14 protein-coding genes are annotated in these 17851 nt (G+C 63.6%); 4 read left to right on the top strand and 10 right to left on the bottom strand.

What is annotated here, in order from left to right; genetic code table 11:
• A partial coding sequence (locus KBA48_RS18410; protein WP_292909039.1) for a LysR family transcriptional regulator occupies positions 1-564 on the bottom strand: 564 nt, incomplete at its 3' end.
• A gap of 186 nt (positions 565-750) precedes the next feature.
• Between KBA48_RS18410 and gabT the strand changes: the two genes are divergently transcribed.
• Positions 751-2022, top strand: coding sequence for a 4-aminobutyrate--2-oxoglutarate transaminase (gene gabT / locus KBA48_RS18405; protein WP_292909037.1), 1272 nt, complete (start codon positions 751-753; stop codon positions 2020-2022).
• 501 nt (positions 2023-2523) lie between these two features.
• Here the strand turns inward: gabT and KBA48_RS18400 are convergent.
• The 9 genes from KBA48_RS18400 to KBA48_RS18360 form a co-directional block, all read right to left on the bottom strand.
• The gene (locus KBA48_RS18400; protein WP_292909035.1) at positions 2524-3519 is read right to left on the bottom strand and encodes an MDR family oxidoreductase; all 996 of its coding nucleotides are present in this window, start codon (positions 3517-3519) and stop codon (positions 2524-2526) included.
• Positions 3520-3550: 31 nt separating this feature from the next.
• Positions 3551-4321: a DUF1295 domain-containing protein gene (locus KBA48_RS18395; RefSeq protein WP_292909033.1), complete on the bottom strand. Its 771-nt coding sequence runs from the start codon at positions 4319-4321 to the stop codon at positions 3551-3553.
• Positions 4322-4332: 11 nt separating this feature from the next.
• Positions 4333-4803 carry a DUF3237 domain-containing protein gene (locus KBA48_RS18390; RefSeq protein ID WP_292909031.1) on the bottom strand — a complete coding sequence of 157 codons (471 nt, stop codon included), beginning with the start codon at positions 4801-4803 and terminating at the stop codon, positions 4333-4335.
• A gap of 54 nt (positions 4804-4857) precedes the next feature.
• Complete coding sequence (locus KBA48_RS18385; RefSeq protein WP_292909029.1) at positions 4858-5628, bottom strand: SDR family oxidoreductase; 771 nt, start codon at positions 5626-5628, stop codon at positions 4858-4860.
• Positions 5629-5645: 17 nt separating this feature from the next.
• Entirely contained in the window at positions 5646-8210 is a 2565-nt protein-coding gene (locus tag KBA48_RS18380) for a TonB-dependent receptor (protein ID WP_292909027.1), read from the bottom strand.
• Positions 8211-8326: 116 nt separating this feature from the next.
• On the bottom strand, positions 8327-9436 hold the full coding sequence (locus KBA48_RS18375; RefSeq protein WP_292909025.1) for a DUF5938 domain-containing protein: 1110 nt from the start codon (positions 9434-9436) through the stop codon (positions 8327-8329).
• Positions 9433-11055, bottom strand: a complete 1623-nt coding sequence (locus KBA48_RS18370; protein WP_292909023.1) for an AMP-binding protein — start codon at positions 11053-11055, stop codon at positions 9433-9435. The genes KBA48_RS18375 and KBA48_RS18370 overlap by 4 nt, the downstream gene beginning before the upstream one ends.
• A complete protein-coding gene (locus tag KBA48_RS18365) occupies positions 11052-12275 on the bottom strand; it encodes a thiolase family protein (RefSeq protein ID WP_292909021.1) in 1224 nt (407 codons plus the stop codon). Before KBA48_RS18365 ends, KBA48_RS18370 begins: the two co-directional genes overlap by 4 nt.
• A 216-nt stretch (positions 12276-12491) precedes the next feature.
• A complete protein-coding gene (locus KBA48_RS18360; protein ID WP_292909019.1) occupies positions 12492-13814 on the bottom strand; it encodes an acyl-CoA dehydrogenase family protein in 1323 nt (440 codons plus the stop codon).
• Positions 13815-13964: 150 nt separating this feature from the next.
• Between KBA48_RS18360 and KBA48_RS18355 the strand changes: the two genes are divergently transcribed.
• The 3 genes from KBA48_RS18355 to KBA48_RS18345 all read left to right on the top strand — a co-directional run bounded on the left by KBA48_RS18355 (position 13965) and on the right by KBA48_RS18345 (position 17847).
• A complete protein-coding gene (locus tag KBA48_RS18355) occupies positions 13965-15008 on the top strand; it encodes an AraC family transcriptional regulator (RefSeq protein WP_292909017.1) in 1044 nt (347 codons plus the stop codon).
• Between the two features lie 653 nt (positions 15009-15661).
• Positions 15662-16732, top strand: a complete 1071-nt coding sequence (locus KBA48_RS18350; RefSeq protein WP_292909015.1) for a replication initiation protein — start codon at positions 15662-15664, stop codon at positions 16730-16732.
• A gap of 131 nt (positions 16733-16863) precedes the next feature.
• Entirely contained in the window at positions 16864-17847 is a 984-nt protein-coding gene (locus KBA48_RS18345; RefSeq protein ID WP_292909013.1) for an AAA family ATPase, read from the top strand.
• Positions 17848-17851 lie beyond the last annotated feature (4 nt).

The following is a 17851-nucleotide window of genomic DNA, read 5'->3' as shown; positions in this document are numbered from 1 at the left end:
GGGCGGCTGCGCCACCTCCACGCTCTGCACGCCGGGCGCCAGCGTCAGGGGCTGCCCATAGATGGGGGCGAAGCGGACATCCAGATCGGCTTCATGCTTGGCAAAATCCGGACAGACATCGGTGGGCCGCAACTCGATATCCAGACCGGGATTGGCCGCCTCGAACTGGTTCAGGCGCTGCATCAGCCAGTGGAAGGCGAAGCCGGGCATGCACCAGATCAGCAGACGGCGATTGTCGCTGCGTTTCATCAGGTCCAGCGTGGCCCCCGCGATATTGTCCATGGCCTGGGCGATACGCTTGTGATAGCGGGCGCCCTCCTCCGTCAGGATGGCGCCGGCCCGGCTGCGTTCGATCAGGGCCGATCCGGTCCAGGCTTCCAGCGTGCGCAGATGGCGGCTGACCACGGCATGGTCCAGGTCCAGCACCTCCGCCGCGCGGCGCACCCCGCCCAGCCGGGCCACGGCATCGAAGGCCCGCAGCGCCGCGAAGGGCGGCAACGCCTTTTTCCCAGGCAGGCTGGAAGCGCTCGCGGGGCTTTCCGGGACGGTCTTGTCGTCGCTCATCATGACTTCCAGCGGGGGACAGGTGCGCAGCTTGCAATGAAACCGCAATGGCGCGCAATCTCCCGACACCGCACCGGATGGTGACCGCACCGCACCAGCGGCGACGGATTAAGCACTGCGGCGGCAGCGGCAGAACGCGCGATACCGGGGACGACCCTTACCCCTGCAATCGGGATCGACCGGACCATGACCAGCAATGCCGACCTTCTGCGCCGCCGCGACGCCGCCGTCCCGCGCGGTGTCGCCACCGCCTTCCCCATCCATGCCGACCGGGCGGAAAACAGCGAATTGTGGGATGTGGAAGGTAACCGCTTCATCGATTTCGCGGGCGGCATCGCTGTGCTGAACACCGGCCACCGGCACCCGCGCGTGATGGAAGCCGTGGCCGCACAGGCCGCCCGCTTCACGCACACGGCCTTTCAGGTGGCCGCTTATGAAAGCTACATCGCGCTGGCCGAGCGGCTGAACGCGCTGGCCCCCTTCCCCGGCCCGGCCAAGAGCATCTTCTTCACCACGGGCGCGGAGGCCCTGGAAAATGCCGTGAAGATCGCCCGCGTGGCGACGGGGCGACCCGGCATCATCACCTTTACCGGCGCGTTCCATGGCCGGACGCTGCTGACCATGGCCATGACGGGCAAGGTCGTGCCCTACAAGCGCCCCTTTGGTCCCCTGCCGGGGGAGGTGTTCCATGTCCCGTTCCCGGTTCCACAGAACGGCGTCAGCGTCGCGGACAGCCTGAAGGCCCTGGATTTCCTGTTCGCAGCCGACATCGGGCCGGAACGGGTGGCCGCCATCGTGATCGAACCGGTACAAGGAGAAGGCGGCTTCCATCCCGCGCCTGCCGAATTGTTGCAACGGCTGCGTGGGATCTGCGATCAGCACGGCATCCTGCTGATCGCGGACGAGGTACAGACCGGTTTCGCCCGCACCGGCCGGATGTTCGCCATCCAGCATTCCGGTGTGGCACCAGACATGATTACCGTGGCGAAATCCATCGCCGGCGGCTTTCCCCTGTCCGGCATCATCGGCTGCGCGGAGATCATGGACCGGGTGGAGCCGGGTGGACTGGGCGGCACCTATGCCGGCAGCCCGCTATCCTGTGCCGCGGCTCTGGCTGTCCTGGACGCGATCGAGACAGAGGGTCTGTGCGCGCGTGCAGACGCCATCGGCCTGTCCATCCGCTCGCGGCTGGAGGCCCTGAGCCGGCGCAACGACATCCGGCCCATCGCCCATATCAGGGGGCCTGGTGCCATGATCGGCTTCGACATCGTCAAGGCCGATGGTCACCCCGACCGGGACGCCACCGCCGAGATCACCAAAAAGGCATTGCGGGAAGGCCTGATCCTGCTTTCCTGCGGCACCAGCGGCAACACGATCCGGATCCTTGTCCCCCTGACCATCAGCGATACCGTCCTGACAGAAGGGCTTGACCGTTTGCAACGGGCATTGGCCTGCTGATTGCTTGCCGTGAATCGACGGTTAGCAGGGCGCGGAAAAATCCATCCGTGGCGCCCCCGCCCCGTTCTGCCAGTATCGTTTGACAGTGGTGGCACAGCGATGCCGGGGGGCCGTCCACCCTAACATCGGTCAAAATTCCTGACCGATGGTACGGCGGCGACTGCCGCCGCGCGGCCCATGCCGCGTAGCCAAGGGCGCGGATGCGCCCGCCGGCGATTGAGGCGCACGAAAGCTTGACCATCGATCATGATTTCGTGGCCCTGGTATAACAGGGGTCACGACACGAATCCGCGACCTGATCGCCGGGCGCATTGACGCTGGAGATTTGGGCGCGCAGGCCCAGCCGGCTTCACCGGGCTGGGCCTTCTGCGATGGCTTTCTGGATGATTCCGGCGGGCTTTGCTTGCGCCTGCTGGCGTAAGAAGCAACGGGCCGCAATGGCGGGTTCTTCCGACCGGGAGGGGCCGGCAGAGCGGCCCCTCCCGGTCGGAAGCAACAGCGTCAGGCGTCGCGTAGCGTCACCACAACCCGTCCCTTGGTCCGCCCCGCCAGAATGGCAGGGGCTGCGGCCAGAACATCGGCCAGATTGATTTCCGTGACCATGGTCTCCAGCAAGCCAGTATCCAGATCCGTCGACAGGCGTTCCCAGGCCTGACGGCGCAGCGCTGCCGGCGCCATCACACTGTCCACGCCGCACAGGGTCACATTGCGCAGCACCAGCGGCAACATGCTGGCCGGCAGATCGACACCCTGGGCGATGCCCGTAGCCGCCACCACGCCGCCATAGCGCAGGCTGGCGCAGATATTGGCCAGCGTGTGGCTGCCGGCCGTATCGATGGCGGCGGCCCAGCGTTCCGCCTGCATCGGCGCACCGGGGCTGGACAGGGTGGCGCGGTCGATAATCTCCGTCGCCCCCAGACGGCGCAGATAGTCGGCCTCCTGCGGGCGACCGGTGGAGGCGACAACGCGATGTCCCAGACGCGCCAATAAGGCCGTGGCAACAGAACCGACGCCGCCGCTGGCCCCCGTGACCAGAACCTCACCGTCACCGGGCTGCACGCCCTGCCGTTCCAGCGCCAGCACGCAAAGCATGGCGGCATAGCCGGCGGTGCCGATGGCCATGGCCTGACGCGTGGTGAAGGCGGCCGGGCAGGAAACCAGCCAGTCGCCGCTGACCCGCGCCAGCCCGGCATAGCCGCCCCAGTGCCGTTCCCCCAGGCCCCAGCCATTGGCGATGACCCGATCTCCCGGCCGCCAGCGCGGATCACGGCTTTCCACCACGGTGCCGGCCAGATCGATGCCGGGCACCATGGGAAAGCGCTGGATCAACGGGATGGCGCCGGTCAGCACCAAACCGTCCTTGTAGTTCAAGGTGGAATAATCGACGGCCACCGTCACATCACCATCCGGCAGATCGGCGGCCGACAGCCGGGTGAAGGACACGCGCTGGCGTCCTTCCTGGTCCTGATCGACCAGGATGGCAGGAAATTGCGACATGGTTTTTCTCCTTTCCGGAGGATCGGTCGGGTCAGGGGCGGCGCAGCCGTGCAGCCAGGGCGCGGCCGTTCAGCAGACCCCAGGGGATCAGCAATCCGGTCCGCGCCTTATATTCCGCCCAGCCGGGGTGGCGGGAAATGGCATGATCCTTTTGATACATGCGCGGCAGGAAGGTGGAGACCGTCGCCCAGCCGACAATGGCCCAGGCCAGCCAATGGTCGGCCAGCAGGGCAAACGCCGAATAGAGCATGATCTCCCCCAGATAATTGGGGTTGCGGGTATAGGCATAGAGCCCGCCCGTGAACAGGCCGCTCTTATGCTTCAACGTGAAATGACGTTGGCCATCGGCCGCAATCATGGTGACGACACCCAGCGTATGCAGCGCCACCGCTGCCGCCAGGACCGGCCCCGACGGGTCCACCTGACGGGAAATGAACAGCCACGGGATCAGCCAATACCAGGCGACCAGCAGCAGATACATGTTCAGGGCACCCCACCAGGCCGTATCCCGGTCCAGTTGATGGTCGCGGAACCCCAGATCCTTGATCAGCCAGCAATAGCCATAGACCCCGTGCAGGGAGAGATAAATCCACGCGCCGGTGCTGAAATTCCCATAATGATTCATCATCGCGTAGATGATGAAGACGGTGGCGATCTTGTGAAAATTCACGGCCGTGGCGATCTTGATGCGCGGCCGGCCCGCCGCTTCGAAGATCAGATGCTTGTGAATCCACAGCATCAGCCGCGCCCAGGCAGGCACCGGTTCGCGTTCCGTCGTGGGGGTAAGGGCTGCATCGACCATGGGTTCCTCCCTCAATCAACCGCGAAGACACGATAGGCGACGCCGCCCGTGACCAACCGGCCAATACCAACCGCGCAGATACCGTTCAGCCAGGCATGGGCAGGGCTGGCGGTTTCGAACAGCGGCAGGGTCCGGAAATAGTACCGGTCCCCCGGTAGCGGGTCCGGGTTGGTCAGGTCCAGCACCTGGGCCTGGATGTCCGCCGGAATGACCAGCCGCCCGCCATAGGTGACATGGATCAGGGCGCCATCGTCGGTTTCCACCAGGGCCCGCACATCCAGCACGATGGAGCCGTCGCCCCGGATGCGGGCCCAATCCCCACCCTGGGGCAGGAACCGTCCTTTCAGGCGCGGCCCTTCCAGCGATCCGCCCGTGACCGGGAAGATGGCCCGCACCCCTTCCGGCGTCGGCCCGACCATGATCGGCGTGCCCAGATCGATCCGGGCGTCATAGAGCCAGGTGCCGCGCAATTCCATGTCCATGGCTTGCCTTCCCTCCCGTTGTTTATACCGCCTGTCATCCTTCATGACCGGCGCTTAAGCGGCCAGATAACCGCCATCGACCACCAGTTCCGCCCCCATCATGTAGCTGGCATCGTCGCTGGCCAGGAACAGCAGGGGCCGCGCGATCTCCCGCGGGTCGGCCATCCGGCCCAGGGGGATCTTCGACAGGACAGAGGCAGAAAAGGCCGTCGCCGCATCCCCCAGGCTGGCAACCGCATCGGTGACCAGACGCGTCACGGTGTAACCGGGGTGCAGGGAATTGACGCGGATCGGGTAACCTTCGGCCGCACAATGCAGGGCCGCCGCCTTGGTCAATTGCGCCACCCCACCCTTGGAGGCGTTGTAGGCGGCCAGCAGCGGCTCCCCCACATTGGCGGCGATGGAGGCGACATTGACGATGGCCCCACCGCGCAGCTTCATGGCGCGGATACCGGCGCGCGTGCCCAGGAAGACACCTTCCAGATTGACCTGCATGGTCTTGCGCCAGACATCCAGGCTGGAATGTTCGGCATCGGCCATGATGCCGATACCGGCATTATTGACCAGCACATCCAGATGCCCATGCCGCCGGATGATGTCGGCAATGGTTGCATCCCACGCTGCCTCGTCCGTTACATCCTGAAAAATCCGTTCCACCCGCCCTCCGGCGGTAAGAACAGGGGCAATGGCGCGGGCAAGCGCGCCTTCATCCCGATCGCTGGCCACGACCACCGCCCCTTCGCGGGCAAACTCCGCCACGGCGGCAAGGCCGATGCCATTGGCGGCGCCCGTGACCAGCACGACCCTATCCTGGAACCTGTTCATATTCGCCTCCCCCCGCTTCAGAAGCGCGCCGTGAATTCGACACCATAGGTACGGGGCATGCCCCGGTTCAGATAGTCCAGGCCGAAGATGCTGATGTTCAGCCCGTAATTGTAATAATACTTGTTCGTCAGGTTCTTGCCCCACAGGGCCACCGACCAGTCCGGCGTGTCATAGGTCAGACGGGCGTTGAACAGCCAGTAGCTGGGATTACCGCAGGCAATGGCAGGGCCAGCCTGCAGAACATTGGAACCGGGCGCCGGCTTGTCGCATGGGCTTTGCCCGTAATCCTTGAAGGGATCGAAATAATATTTGCCCATATAGGATGTATCGCCGCGCAGCTTCAGATCACCCGGCCCGAAGCTGGCGACATCCCAGTCAAACCCGCCGGAAAACGTGGTCTTGGGGGCGTTGGGGAATGGGTTTCCATTGACATTGATGGTGGGGCTGGCCGGATTGGTGGGGTCGATGCGGTTGCCCTTGTACTTGGTATTGAGCAACCCCAGCGTTGCATCCAGGCGCAGGTCATCGGCGGCCTGCACCGTCAATTCCGCCTCGCCCCCATAAAGCCGGCCGTTCGCGCTGCGGGTGAAGGCGGTGGCGCCGATGATCTGGGTGACCTGATGGTTGGCATAGTCATAGTAGAAACCGGACAGGTTCAACTGCACCCGCCGATCGAACAGCCGTGTTTTCAGACCGGTCTCATAGGCGTCCACCTTTTCCGGGTGGATATAATAGACCTGGTTCAGGCCCTGATAGGCCAGACCATTGAAGCTGCCCGACCGGTAGCCGCGGCTGTAATTGACATAGCCCATGACCTCGTCCGTGAAATCATAGGACAGATTGGCCCGCCCCGTCAGGCGGTTGGCGCCTTCCGTCTGGTTCACCGCCGGCAATGATCCGTTATAGGGGTAGGAATAGGGGATGGTGCTGGCGATGATATTCTTGCCGGCCAGGTCCAGAAGGGCGGTGTGGCCGTTCAGGTATTTCACCTTGTCCCAGGTATAGCGTAACCCCACGGCAAGTTTCAGGTCATCGGTCAGATCGATGCTGACATCGCCATAGATCGCCTTGGACGGGCGCTTCACCGTGAAATATTGATCGCCCAGGATGGGGGCGAACGGCGGGGCGCCGGCGGTGCGACAGGCCGCCGAGATTGCCCCGCCGAAGCCGCCGCCACTGTCATTGTTGGCGGCGATATCAGCCAGCAGCGCCAGCAGCGAGCGGGCATCCAGGAATCCCTTGGGATTGATGGTCACAGGCGCACAGAAACCGGCATCGCCGGGTTTCAGGGATGGATTGACGGCAAAGGCCGGGACGATGCCGATACTGTCCGGCGTGGCGACGGCCGGGTTGCCATAGGAACCGGGCAGACCGGCCCCCAGCAGCAGCGGCCGCAGCACGCCAAAGAAATCCGGCTGGTTATGGGTATAGACCTGATCCTGCCCGTAATAGGCGCCGCCGATGACATGCAGCCTGTCGCCCTCATAAGTCAGCCGCATATCCTGGTTGAAGTTCTTGCTGGAGGAATAATAGCGGATGGAGCAAAGGTCGTTGGGCGAGCCATCGCAATCGAACGGCGCATTCCGGTACTTGCCCGTGTCATAGCCGGTGATGGAGGTCAGCGACAGCGCATCCGAGATATCGTAATTCACCGTCAACGACCCGCCGCGGGACGAGCTGAAATAATTCCCGCCCTGGTCGGCCGCCACCTCGTTCTCGCCCAGCTTCCGGCCGCCCAGCAGGGGCTGCGGATCGAAGCGGGAATAGCCCAACGCATCCTTGCCCCCGCCCAGTTGTCCCTGGGCATAGGGCGTGGCCGCCACCGGATTGTCGCGGGCCGCGAACAGCTTCACGGTTACATCCAGAGCATCCGACGGCTGCCAGCGCAGCGTGGCGCGGCCGGCGGCGGAATTGGTGGTGCCGATATCCCGTTTCTGCACGGGGTTGTAAAGCCAGCCGTCGCCCTTGGCGATGGTGCCGGCCAGACGGATACCCAGCTTGTCCGGGGCCAGGGTGGCCTCCACCGCCCCTTCCGCCGTCTTGGTGTCGTAATTGCCGTAGCCCAGGGTCAGGTGACCTTCATCACCCTGCAGGGACGGACGCTTGGTGAAGAAGCTGACGGCACCGCCCGTCGTGTTGCGGCCATACAGCGTGCCCTGCGGCCCGCGCAGCACCTCCACCCGGTCCAAATCATAGAGCTGCTGTCCGTGGCTGGCCCGGAAGCTCTGATAAACCTCGTCGACATAGACGCCGACGGGTGACGCGGTAGAGGCCGAAAACTCGTTGGCGACCGAAATGCCGCGCAGGGAGAAATTGGGCTGGGTGCGGCCATAAGGCGTGGTCACCTGCAGGCTGGGCATGGCGCCCATCAGGTCCGACGTCTCCGTGATGCCCCGGCTTTGCAACGTATCGGCGCTGACGGCCGACACGGCCACCGGCACTTCCTGCAAATTCTGGGCGCGTTTCTGCGCGGTGACCACAATCTCTTCCAATGTCACCGCTTCCTGCGCTGCCGCAGAACCGGTTGCCGCCAGACCCAGCAACAGGGCCAGGGTAGAGGCGGACCTCAAACATGCCTTCATGGTGGAAACCTCCCGTTCGTTCGTTTGTCCGGGACGCAATTCTCCTTTCGCCGCGGCATCCTGGCCGCGGCGGGGCGTCCCGTCTCATGGATGGGGATGGAACAGGCGGGCGGGGCTTACGTCGCCCGCGCCTCCCAGGCGTGATAACCGCGTTCAGCCCAGCAATTCAGGATGGCGCGGGCGCCGATGGCCTTGGCCGGCGACTGGAAACCATGGGCCAGCAGCCGACCGTCCAGGATGCGGCGGCAGGCCTCTGCCGCCAGGGCCCCCGTCTGCATGTAAGGGGCATTGCCGCGCAGCACGACGGACACGCCCGTCATGTTGCCGCGCCCGATGCAGGAGATGACGGAACGGTTGCGGTCGGGGTCCTCCCGCCCAGGTTCCACGCTGGTCAGATTGCCGCCCAGCTCGTTGGTCACCTGCTCCTGTTCCTCGGGCGACAGGTGGCGGTATTTCTCCTCGAACGTCTGCAACACCGACAGCACGGCGCCGAACATCGCCTGGTTCTTGAAGGCGACCAGGGTCAGGCAGTTGGCTACGCGGGGGTCGTGCTGGTACCAGACCGGTTCCCCCCCGCCCGACCAGGGTAGCGCCTTGAAGGTGCGATGCTGGTCGGGCCCGCGCACATCATAGGCCGTGGCGTAGGGCCACATGACCAGTTCATTGTGCTCCAGGTAATATTGCGGCTTGGTACACATGCGCAGGAAGGATTTGGTCGACGCCACCGAGGTATTGCTGTCGGCCAGATACAGGATATCCAGACTGTCCACGCCGGGGGTTTCCAGCGCGATTTCCGCCGCGATATTGCCGGCCGCCCACATGTAGGAGGCGGCGGGGCACAGCAACAGGCCCTTGGCGGCGAATGCCTCTCCATATGTATCGCGGATATGGGACATCCAGTCGGCTTCACCCGTCGTGTCCAGATAGTGGCAGCCGGCGGCCAGGGCGGCGCGGACAACCGGCTCGCCCAACTGCATGAAGGGACCGGTGACGTTGTAGACGACGCGGGCACCGCGGAACAGGTCGGTCAGCGCCCCTTCCTCATGCGCCACGGCGCGGATTTCATACTGCGCGCCGGCCAGTTCCGGCACCAGTGCCACCTGTTCGCGCAACCGGTCCAGGCTGCGCCCCGCGGCGATAAAGGGGATACGGGCCTCGGCCAGGTGCCACATGATCAGCTTGCCGGTATAGCCGCTGGCCCCATAGACGATGACAGGTGCGCTCATTTCGACATCCTCCCGTTCACGGCCACTGTGCATGGCCCTTCCTTGTTGAAAATGACCGCGTCATCCGCCCCCAGAAGGGCGATCAGATGCCGGGCCTGTGGTTTTTCCGACGCCGTCTTGGGGATCTCCGCGACCAGTTGGACATAGCTGGGTATGCTGGTGGAACCCAGGGCGGCGGCGCAATGGCTGAAAATGCGGCCAGGATCGAATTCGTATCCCGGCTGCGGCACCAGGGCGACCACCACTTCCTTCTCCCCCGGCGCATTGGTCTGTGTGGCGACACCGTAAACATGGACATCGGCCACTTCCGGCAGGCGGGCCACCGCGGCTTCGATATCCACGGCATTGATGAAATCGCCATTGCGGCGAATGCTGTCGCCAGCCCGATAACAGAAATAGACCCAGCCCGCGCTATCCGTGAACCCGATATCACCCGTATGGAACCAGCCGCCGCGCGTCTTGGCGGCACTGGCGTCGGGATTGCAATAATAGGCGACGGGGGCGACGCCGCCATCGGCGTTGCGAAAGCAGATTTCGCCCAGGCTGCCGGCCGGCAACTCCGTCCCCTCCTCGTCCAGGATGGCGCAGATTGTGCCGGGCGGGGCCTTGCCGATGGAACCGATGGGGCCGGTATCCGGCGGGTTCAAGGTCAGGCCCCCTTCGGCCGCACCATAGAACTCGAACACGCGCAGGGCGAACCGCGCCTCGAACTCCCGCCACAGGGCGGCCGGCATCCCCGCACTCAGCACATAACGCACCTTGTGGCCGCGGTCGTGCGGGGCCGGCGGTTCCGCAAAGATGGCCGTCGCCATGCCCCCCAACAGGTTGAACATGGTGCAGCCATAGCGATGCAGGATGGGCCATAGCCGCGATTTGGTGAATTGCCGGCTGATCACCAGCCGCAGCCCCATGGACAGCGCATTGCCCAGCGTAATCAATTGTGCATTGGCATGGGTCAGCGACAGGCCGGTATAGGGCCGGTCCTCCGCCGTCAGGCCAATGACCGGGCCCAGCGACGCCACCCCGGCAAAGCGGGCATAGGGGGCCAGGATGGCCTTGGGATCGCCTGTCGTGCCAGAGGTATAAAGCATCTGCATGGGATCGCCCAACGGACGCGGGCGCGGATCCTCCAACGGCTCCGCCCCGGACAGCACATTGGACAGCGGCTGGAAGATGTCCTCCCGCCCTACTCCGCCCAATACCCAGACCCAGCGCAGATACGGCAGGTGCGGCAGCAGCGGACGCAGTTCGGCCACCACATCCGGGGTAACAATGGCCCCCCGGCAAGCGGCGAAGCGCAGCATGAAGGACAGTTTGCTGCCCCTCATGCGCGGATCGATGGGGACGAACACCGTGCCCACCATTTCCGACGCCACCATGGCATCGACAAATTCCGGATGGTTGCGCATGACCAGGGCGAAGGCGTCACCTTCCTGCATCCCGGCGGCGCGCAGCGCACCGGCCATGATGCGGCCCTGGCGCAGCAATCCGGCATAGGTGCGCACCTCCTCCTGCAAGGTGCCGTCGGGGGCGACATCGACGAAGGTCAGGACATCGCGGTCGGGAAAGGCCGCCACGCCATCCAACACCATCGTCAGGGGGGATCGCAGCGCACTCATCGTGACAGCACCGTCATGACAATGGCGGCGGCATCGCTGCCGATCCAGCCGCCACCATTCTCGGCGACCGCCACCCGTGCGCCCTCCGCCTGCCGGGCGCCGCAGCGGCCCTGCAACTGTCGGGTCAGCTCGAATATCTGCGCCAGTCCCGTGGCCCCGATGGGGTGGCCCTTGCGCACCAGTCCCCCGGAGGAGTTGACCAGGACACGGCCGCCCAGGGTCGTAGCGCCGCTGCGCAGCAGGTCGGGCCCGCCGCCGGGTGGGCAAAGCCCCAGCGCTTCGTAGTAGATCAATTCCGCCGGAGCCGTGGCGTCATGCAGTTCCAGACAGTCGATGTCGCCGGGCGTGATACCGGCCAGGGCGAAGGCCCGGTCCGCCGTCTCCGTCGTCACCGAGGCCCGGCCCGGCGCCGGATCGAAGCCGCTGTTCAGCACCGAACTGCGGATATGCACCGGTGCCCGCAGGCCCAGTTCGGCCGCCGCGCGGGGCGAAACGATCACGGCCGCCGCCGCCCCGTCGCCGATGGGCGAACACATGGGCAGGGTCAGGGGGAAGGAGATGGCGCGGGCCGCCAGCACCTGTTCCACCGTCAGTTCATCACGGAACTGGGCCAACGGGTTCAAGGCACCGTGGCGCGAGTTCTTGGCGGAGACAGCGGCGAAATCGCGCTGTGTGGCCCCGCTGGCAGCCATGTAATCGCGGGCCATGCGGGCATAGATGTCCATAAAGACCGACCGCCGGTCCTTCGGCGCCGCGGCCTTGTCCGCTTCAGACAGATCACCCGTCAGATAGGCATCCAACTGTTCAGGATGATCGACATCCGTGGCGCCCATATAGACGCGCATGGGCCGGTCCTTGTCCGCGTGGTAGAGCTTCTCCACCCCGAATGCCAGGACCACATCATAGACACCCAGCGTCACCATGCTGGCCGCCTGCTGAAAGGCTGTGGACGCGGTGGCGCAGGCATTTTCGACGTTCACGACCGGCACGCCACCCAGGCCCAGGCCGCGCAAGGCCACCTGCCCGGCCACGCAGGCCTGACCGGTGATGATACCGGCGCCGGCATTGCCGGCCCAAACGGCCTGGACGCGGCCGATATCGATGCCGGCATCGTCCAGCGCTTCACGGATGGCCTGATGCGCCAGGCTGGACAGGGTCCGGTCCAGATGGCGGCCGAACGGCGTCATGCCCACACCGGCGATAAGGGCGTGCTGCTTCATGTGCGGAATCCTTCTTGAAGGTCCGTTGGTTCTTTTTGGGAAACAACTATTGTCGGTGCTGCCGACCCTTACCCTCCCACCGCTTCGCGGCGGGTCCCTCCCTCTCCCGCCAGACGGGAGAGGGGCGAAATCAGCTATAACGCGAATTCCTGCCCCTCCCCCACGAACGTGCGAGGGTGAGGGCAAAAGGGACGGGTGTGGGGAACAGGCCCGCCCTTACACCGTTGCGGGCAGCAGGTCCGGATCGACCATCAGGGTTCCGCCCTTGATGGACAGGATCTCGTTGCAGCCATCCTCAATCAGGGAGGATCGGGCATCGCGGAAGATCTTCTCCACCGGATATTCAAGGGTCACGCCATTGCCACCGAACATCTGCACGGCATCGCTGGCCACATCGACAGCATGTTGGGTGGCTGTGACCTTGGCAAACATGGCAGCCTGCAGGGCCGGCTGGTCGTTCATCATGTTGAAGGTTGTCACCCGGCGGGTGATGGCGCGCGACAATTCCACCTTGCGCGCCATATGGAACAGGCGCTTGGCCACGTCCTGATGGCGGATGATGGGAACGCCCCCCTGTTTGCGTTCATGGGCATAGGCGAAGGCCAGTTCATACGCCGAGCGTGCACATCCCGTGAAGGTCGCCCCCATCAGGGCATTGGCCTCCGTATGGATGGCATAGACGCCCTTCTTGTAATCCTCCGGTGCCAGCAGCAGGTGATCGATGTCCAGTTCGACATTGTCGAAGAACAATTCCCCTTGCGGCAGGGCACGCTGCCCCATCTTTTCCAGCGGTTTGCCCTTCGATACGCCCGGCGCGTCGAGCGGCACGATCAGCACGGCACCGCGGGCGGGATCGACGCGGCCATCCTTGGTCTCCGCGAGGCAATACAGGATGCACAGATCGGCAATGGGCCCATTCGACACCCAGGCGGATTTCTGCCCCCGGATGGTGACCTTCCCGTCGCTGATCCGGGCCACACAGTTAGGCCGTCCATAGACACCTTTGGCATGGGCAATGGCACTGGTGGTGTCCAGCATGTCGGACCCATGGTCGGGTTCCGTGATGCCCCAACAGCCCGTCAGGGTCTCCGGATAGGTCTTGGCGACAAAGCTGTTGCCGTACTTCGCCGCCATATAGTGCGGCAGCATGCCGGCCCCGATGGAGATGGCCAAGCCCGCATCGCCCCGGCCCAACTCCTCGAACAGGACCGTGAACAGCGCCGGCAGTTCCTCTGCCGGGAAATCGGCCAGGCCGGCAACGTCGATGCCCAGCTTGGCATATTCGCGGCGGAACTCCCAATAGCGGGAGCCCTTGTCCACCACCTGCTCGGCCGTCAACCGGTCCAGGTCGCGGCCGATGGGACGCATGACCTTGTCGGCCAGGCTTTGCAAACTGTCGCGCAGGGCGGCAACGGTGGGCGGCAGGGGCGGTTCCGCCCCCAGGGGGCCCAGCTTCACCGACGGCGGACTGTCCCATTGCGCAAAGCCCCGCGGGCCGGACATGGTGCCATCTTGCGGCAGCGTCAAACGCTGATCCATCTGATTTTCCTCCCTGACATCGCCCCTCTTCACCGGGGGCGATTGTTTGGTAGAAGAATATTCATCCGGGAGCGCTGAAAAAAGAATGGCCGCAACCGCCAAAAAATTGTCTTTAACTGCCATCTGAATTTATGATCAGGGACGACGTCCATGCGCAGTGATTCCCTGCTGACGGTGCGCCTCTCGAACCAGAGCATCCGCATCATGTCGGCCATCCTGACAGAGGTTGGCATCCCCCTGGCGCCGCTGTTCCGGCAGGCGGGTCTCGACCCTATCCTGGCCCATGATCCGCACGGCGAAGTCGGCGGGCCGGAGGAATTGCGGTTCCAGCAGGTCTTCGCCGCCGCGACCCGGCATATACCGGGGCTGTGGTTGAAGACGGGCATGCGCTATCGGTTGATGTCCTATGGACCGCTGGGTCTGGCCGTCATGGCGGCGGCCAATATCGCTGAAGGCTTGCGCGTGCTGGATGCGTTCCAGGCGCTGACCTATTCACTGATGATCTATCGGGTGGAGTTGCAGGGGGACGAACCCGTCGCCATGGTGGCAGACGACAGCATGGCGCCCCCCGATGTCTGGGAATTCCTGCATGAACGGGCGCTGGGATCGGCCACGATGTTTTTGCACGACATGCGCCAACAGCCCTTTCCGCTAGAACGGATCGACAGCGTCCTGGTCCGTCCGCCCAACTGGATGGACTGCGACAGGCTGCTGCATGTGCCCGTGCATTTCGGCCAGGCGCGGACACGCTGGGTGTTCAAACCCGGCGCGGGGGCCGAGCCCCTGCCCATGGGCAGCCCGCTGCTGGAAGAAACCTATCAGCGCATGTGCACAGAGTTGATCGGTCAGGCGCGCGTGACCGATCCCTTTGTGGCCAGGGTCTATGCGGTCCTTGTCCGCTCGTCGCGGAACTTCCCCAGCGCCATCGAAACCGCCAGACATCTGGCCGTGTCGGAACGCACCCTGCACCGGCGGCTGGCCGAACAGGGACTGGCCTTTGGCACGATCCTGGATCAGGTCCGCCAGCAGCGGGCCTGCGACCTGCTGCAACGCTCCATGCTGACGGTGGAACAGATTGCCGAAATGCTGGGCTTCCAGGAACCCGCCAGCTTCTCCCGCGCGTTCAAGCGCTGGACCGGCAGCACGGCCCTGCAATGGCGCCGACGGGCGCTGGGCAAAACCGCGCTGCATTAGAGGTGGATTCTATTCTGAACTGAGATTCACTTTTATGATCAGATGGATAGTAATTGTCCCGATCAAGCACCCTGATAGTGGCATCACACCCCGTTGGGAATGTCCGATAAAGCTCCCCTGCCCCGTTGGGAATGTCCGTTAAAGCCCGCCCTCCCCCCGTTGAGAATGTCCGGTAAACACCCGCACTGGCATTGGAAGGGGCGTTGGATAAGTCCGGTGACCCGTTGAAAAGGTCCGGGAAATCCGAATCAGAATGGTTTGATTCGCATGCGGTCCACGGTCCCCGTTGGGCAGGTCCGGTGAAGCATGGTCCCGCGACACCGTTGAAAAGGTCCGATTAAGCGTTGAAGACGTCCGATGGTGGGGCATAAATCCCTGATATCAAACAACACCGTTGAAGATGTCCGGGTTGGTTGGAACGGGGCGTAGAGAACCTCCCCATGAAGCGTTGAAGATGTCCGAAGAAGCGTTGGATTTGTCCGGGAATGGGAGATAACGTATTGTAAAATATAACATATTTGACCTTAGGAAGTTAAGGAACTAAGGAATCAAAGACAAGGCAGATTTTCAACGGACCTTTTCAACGGACTCAATTCTTGGCTTCTGGTCCGGGTTATGCCTAACTGCTTGCACTGATAGCAGGAGCGGGTTTCGTGTCGGAACCATCACTATCCATTGTGGCGACGCAGACGGCACGACGCAAGAAGTTGAGCGGGACCTTGATCAAGGCGACCGCTTTGGTGGAAGTGCGGGCAACAGGCAACGAGGATTTGCGACTGTCCGATCGCAAACTGTTCAATCACCTGCTGGCCATTGCGGCCCCGAATATCGGCAAAACAACCCGCCACAGCACCTATCTATCGGACATCCGGCGGTTTGCCGCAGAGGCACGCGACGCCGCATCGCACGGGGATACAAATTTCTGGCTGAAGGAAAGTTTGACCCGGCTGCAAAAGGTGCTGGTTCAGTACGACGTCCTGGGGTCCGATGGTCGCACCTGGGTTTCTGACCATTTGCTGGGGCGGGTCACGATCAATGAGGTGACGGGTGAACTGACCTTTGAGTTTCCTGAAGAGATCGCCCAGCGTCTGGTTGAACCGGCTCTATACTCCGCCTTGTCATTGTCGGTGATCTATCAGTTCACCAGCAAATATGCGCTGACCCTGTACGAAATCCTGAAGCGCTATGCCGATCGCAAGGCAACCGAACCTTACTGGAGTGCGAAGGTCGACGATGTTCGCGATGTCCTGGGATGTCGTGATAAATTGAAGGATTTTAAGGACTTACGGAAGAAGGCCCTTGATCCCGCCGTGCAGGAGATCAACGAGCTGGCGGAATTCAGCGTCGAGATGGACGAGATCCGGCAGGGTCGGGGCGGCAACGGCGGTCGGGTCGTCGGCCTGGTTTTCCGCGTGCGTGGCAAGGATGTGGGCGAGCTGGAACGGGCTGTGAAAACCGCCGCCAAGCCAAAGGTGCAGCGCCAAGGTGAAGCAGCGGAGAGAATTGCCGCAGCCGCGGAGGCACGGCGGTTTCAGCAACGGGGTGTCGTCGCCGCATTGCGCTGGATGGAGGCGGCGGATTTCGCCACACGCAAGGCCTGGGCCGATCGGGCCGTACAATTGGGCGTCACCCTGCCCGCGGCGGCCACAGCACCCAGCAACCTGAAGAAGTGGGTTCCCACCATCGCCGAGACGGTGGTGGCAGAAGAGAAGCTGGCGGTCTGATACCACCAATATAGGGCGTCGCCGCGCCCGTTGAGAAAGTCCGGTAAAACCCCCTCACCTACAAATCATGTTGACCTGCTTGTAACAAGGAGGCATCCATAGCCCTGATCAGAAATTGAAAGGGCTGGGCCATGACGGGCGAGGAATTGCGCGTATTCCGCCACAGATTGGGCGGGTTGACGCAGGAGCAATTGGCGCACTGGCTTAACGATCAACTGGGCAAGCGCATCGACAATGCCCGCATCAGCAAGTGGGAAAGCGGTGGCGAGCGTATCCCGAAGGAAATTGCCGCCTTTATCAAAAGCCAGCATCTGCCCGCCCGGGTCATGGCCTTCACCAACCAAAAGGGTGGTGTCGGGAAAACCACAACAGCCATCAATATCGCTGCTGCGCTGGCCCGTGGCGGGCGGCAGGTTCTGCTGGTCGATGCCGACCCGCAGGCCAGTGCAAGCGAAACCCTGGGCGTGCCGCTGGTTGATTTGTACCGGCAACGGCGCACCCTCGCCCATGTGCTGCTTGAGGCGGCAACGGTTGACGACGCGCTGATCCAGGTCGGCAACTTCACGCTGCTGCCGTCGCATATCGACCTGGCCAAGGCCGATGGGGTGCGTGAACCGGGGACAGAAATGCTGCTGAGGGAATGTCTGTCCCCGCTGCGCCAACGGTTCGACCATATTATCATTGATGGGCCGCCCAATCTGGGCATGATGACCCTGATGACATTGACGGCCGCAGACGAGGTGTTTGTACCCGTGCGGACGGAGCCGATGGACACGATGGGGCTGGCTCTGATGCAGGAGACCATTGCCAAGGTGCAGCGCCGCCTCAATCCCGGCTTGCGCCTTGTTGGCATTCTGCCGACACAGTTCCGACGTCGGAAGTCGGTCGACAGACAAATCCTGGATCTGCTGATCGCAAGTCTGGGGGCCACGGTGCCGGTTCTGACGCCCATTGATGACAATAGCGCCTTTGGCAAGGCGAACCTGAACTACAAGCCTGCGGTGGATCTTTATCCTGATGCTGCCGGCGTGACGACATACCGCGACCTGGCAGAGGCCATCGCCGCAGGTCGGGCCCTTCCATTGGCCCAGCCCTCCACCATGACGGGAAGCTGATCCC

The sequence above is a fragment of the Niveispirillum sp. genome (assembly GCF_017996735.1).
Classification (GTDB): Bacteria; Pseudomonadota; Alphaproteobacteria; order Azospirillales; family Azospirillaceae; genus Niveispirillum.
Note: the sequence above shows the minus strand (reverse complement) of the source record. Positions and strands in the feature narration are given on the sequence as shown.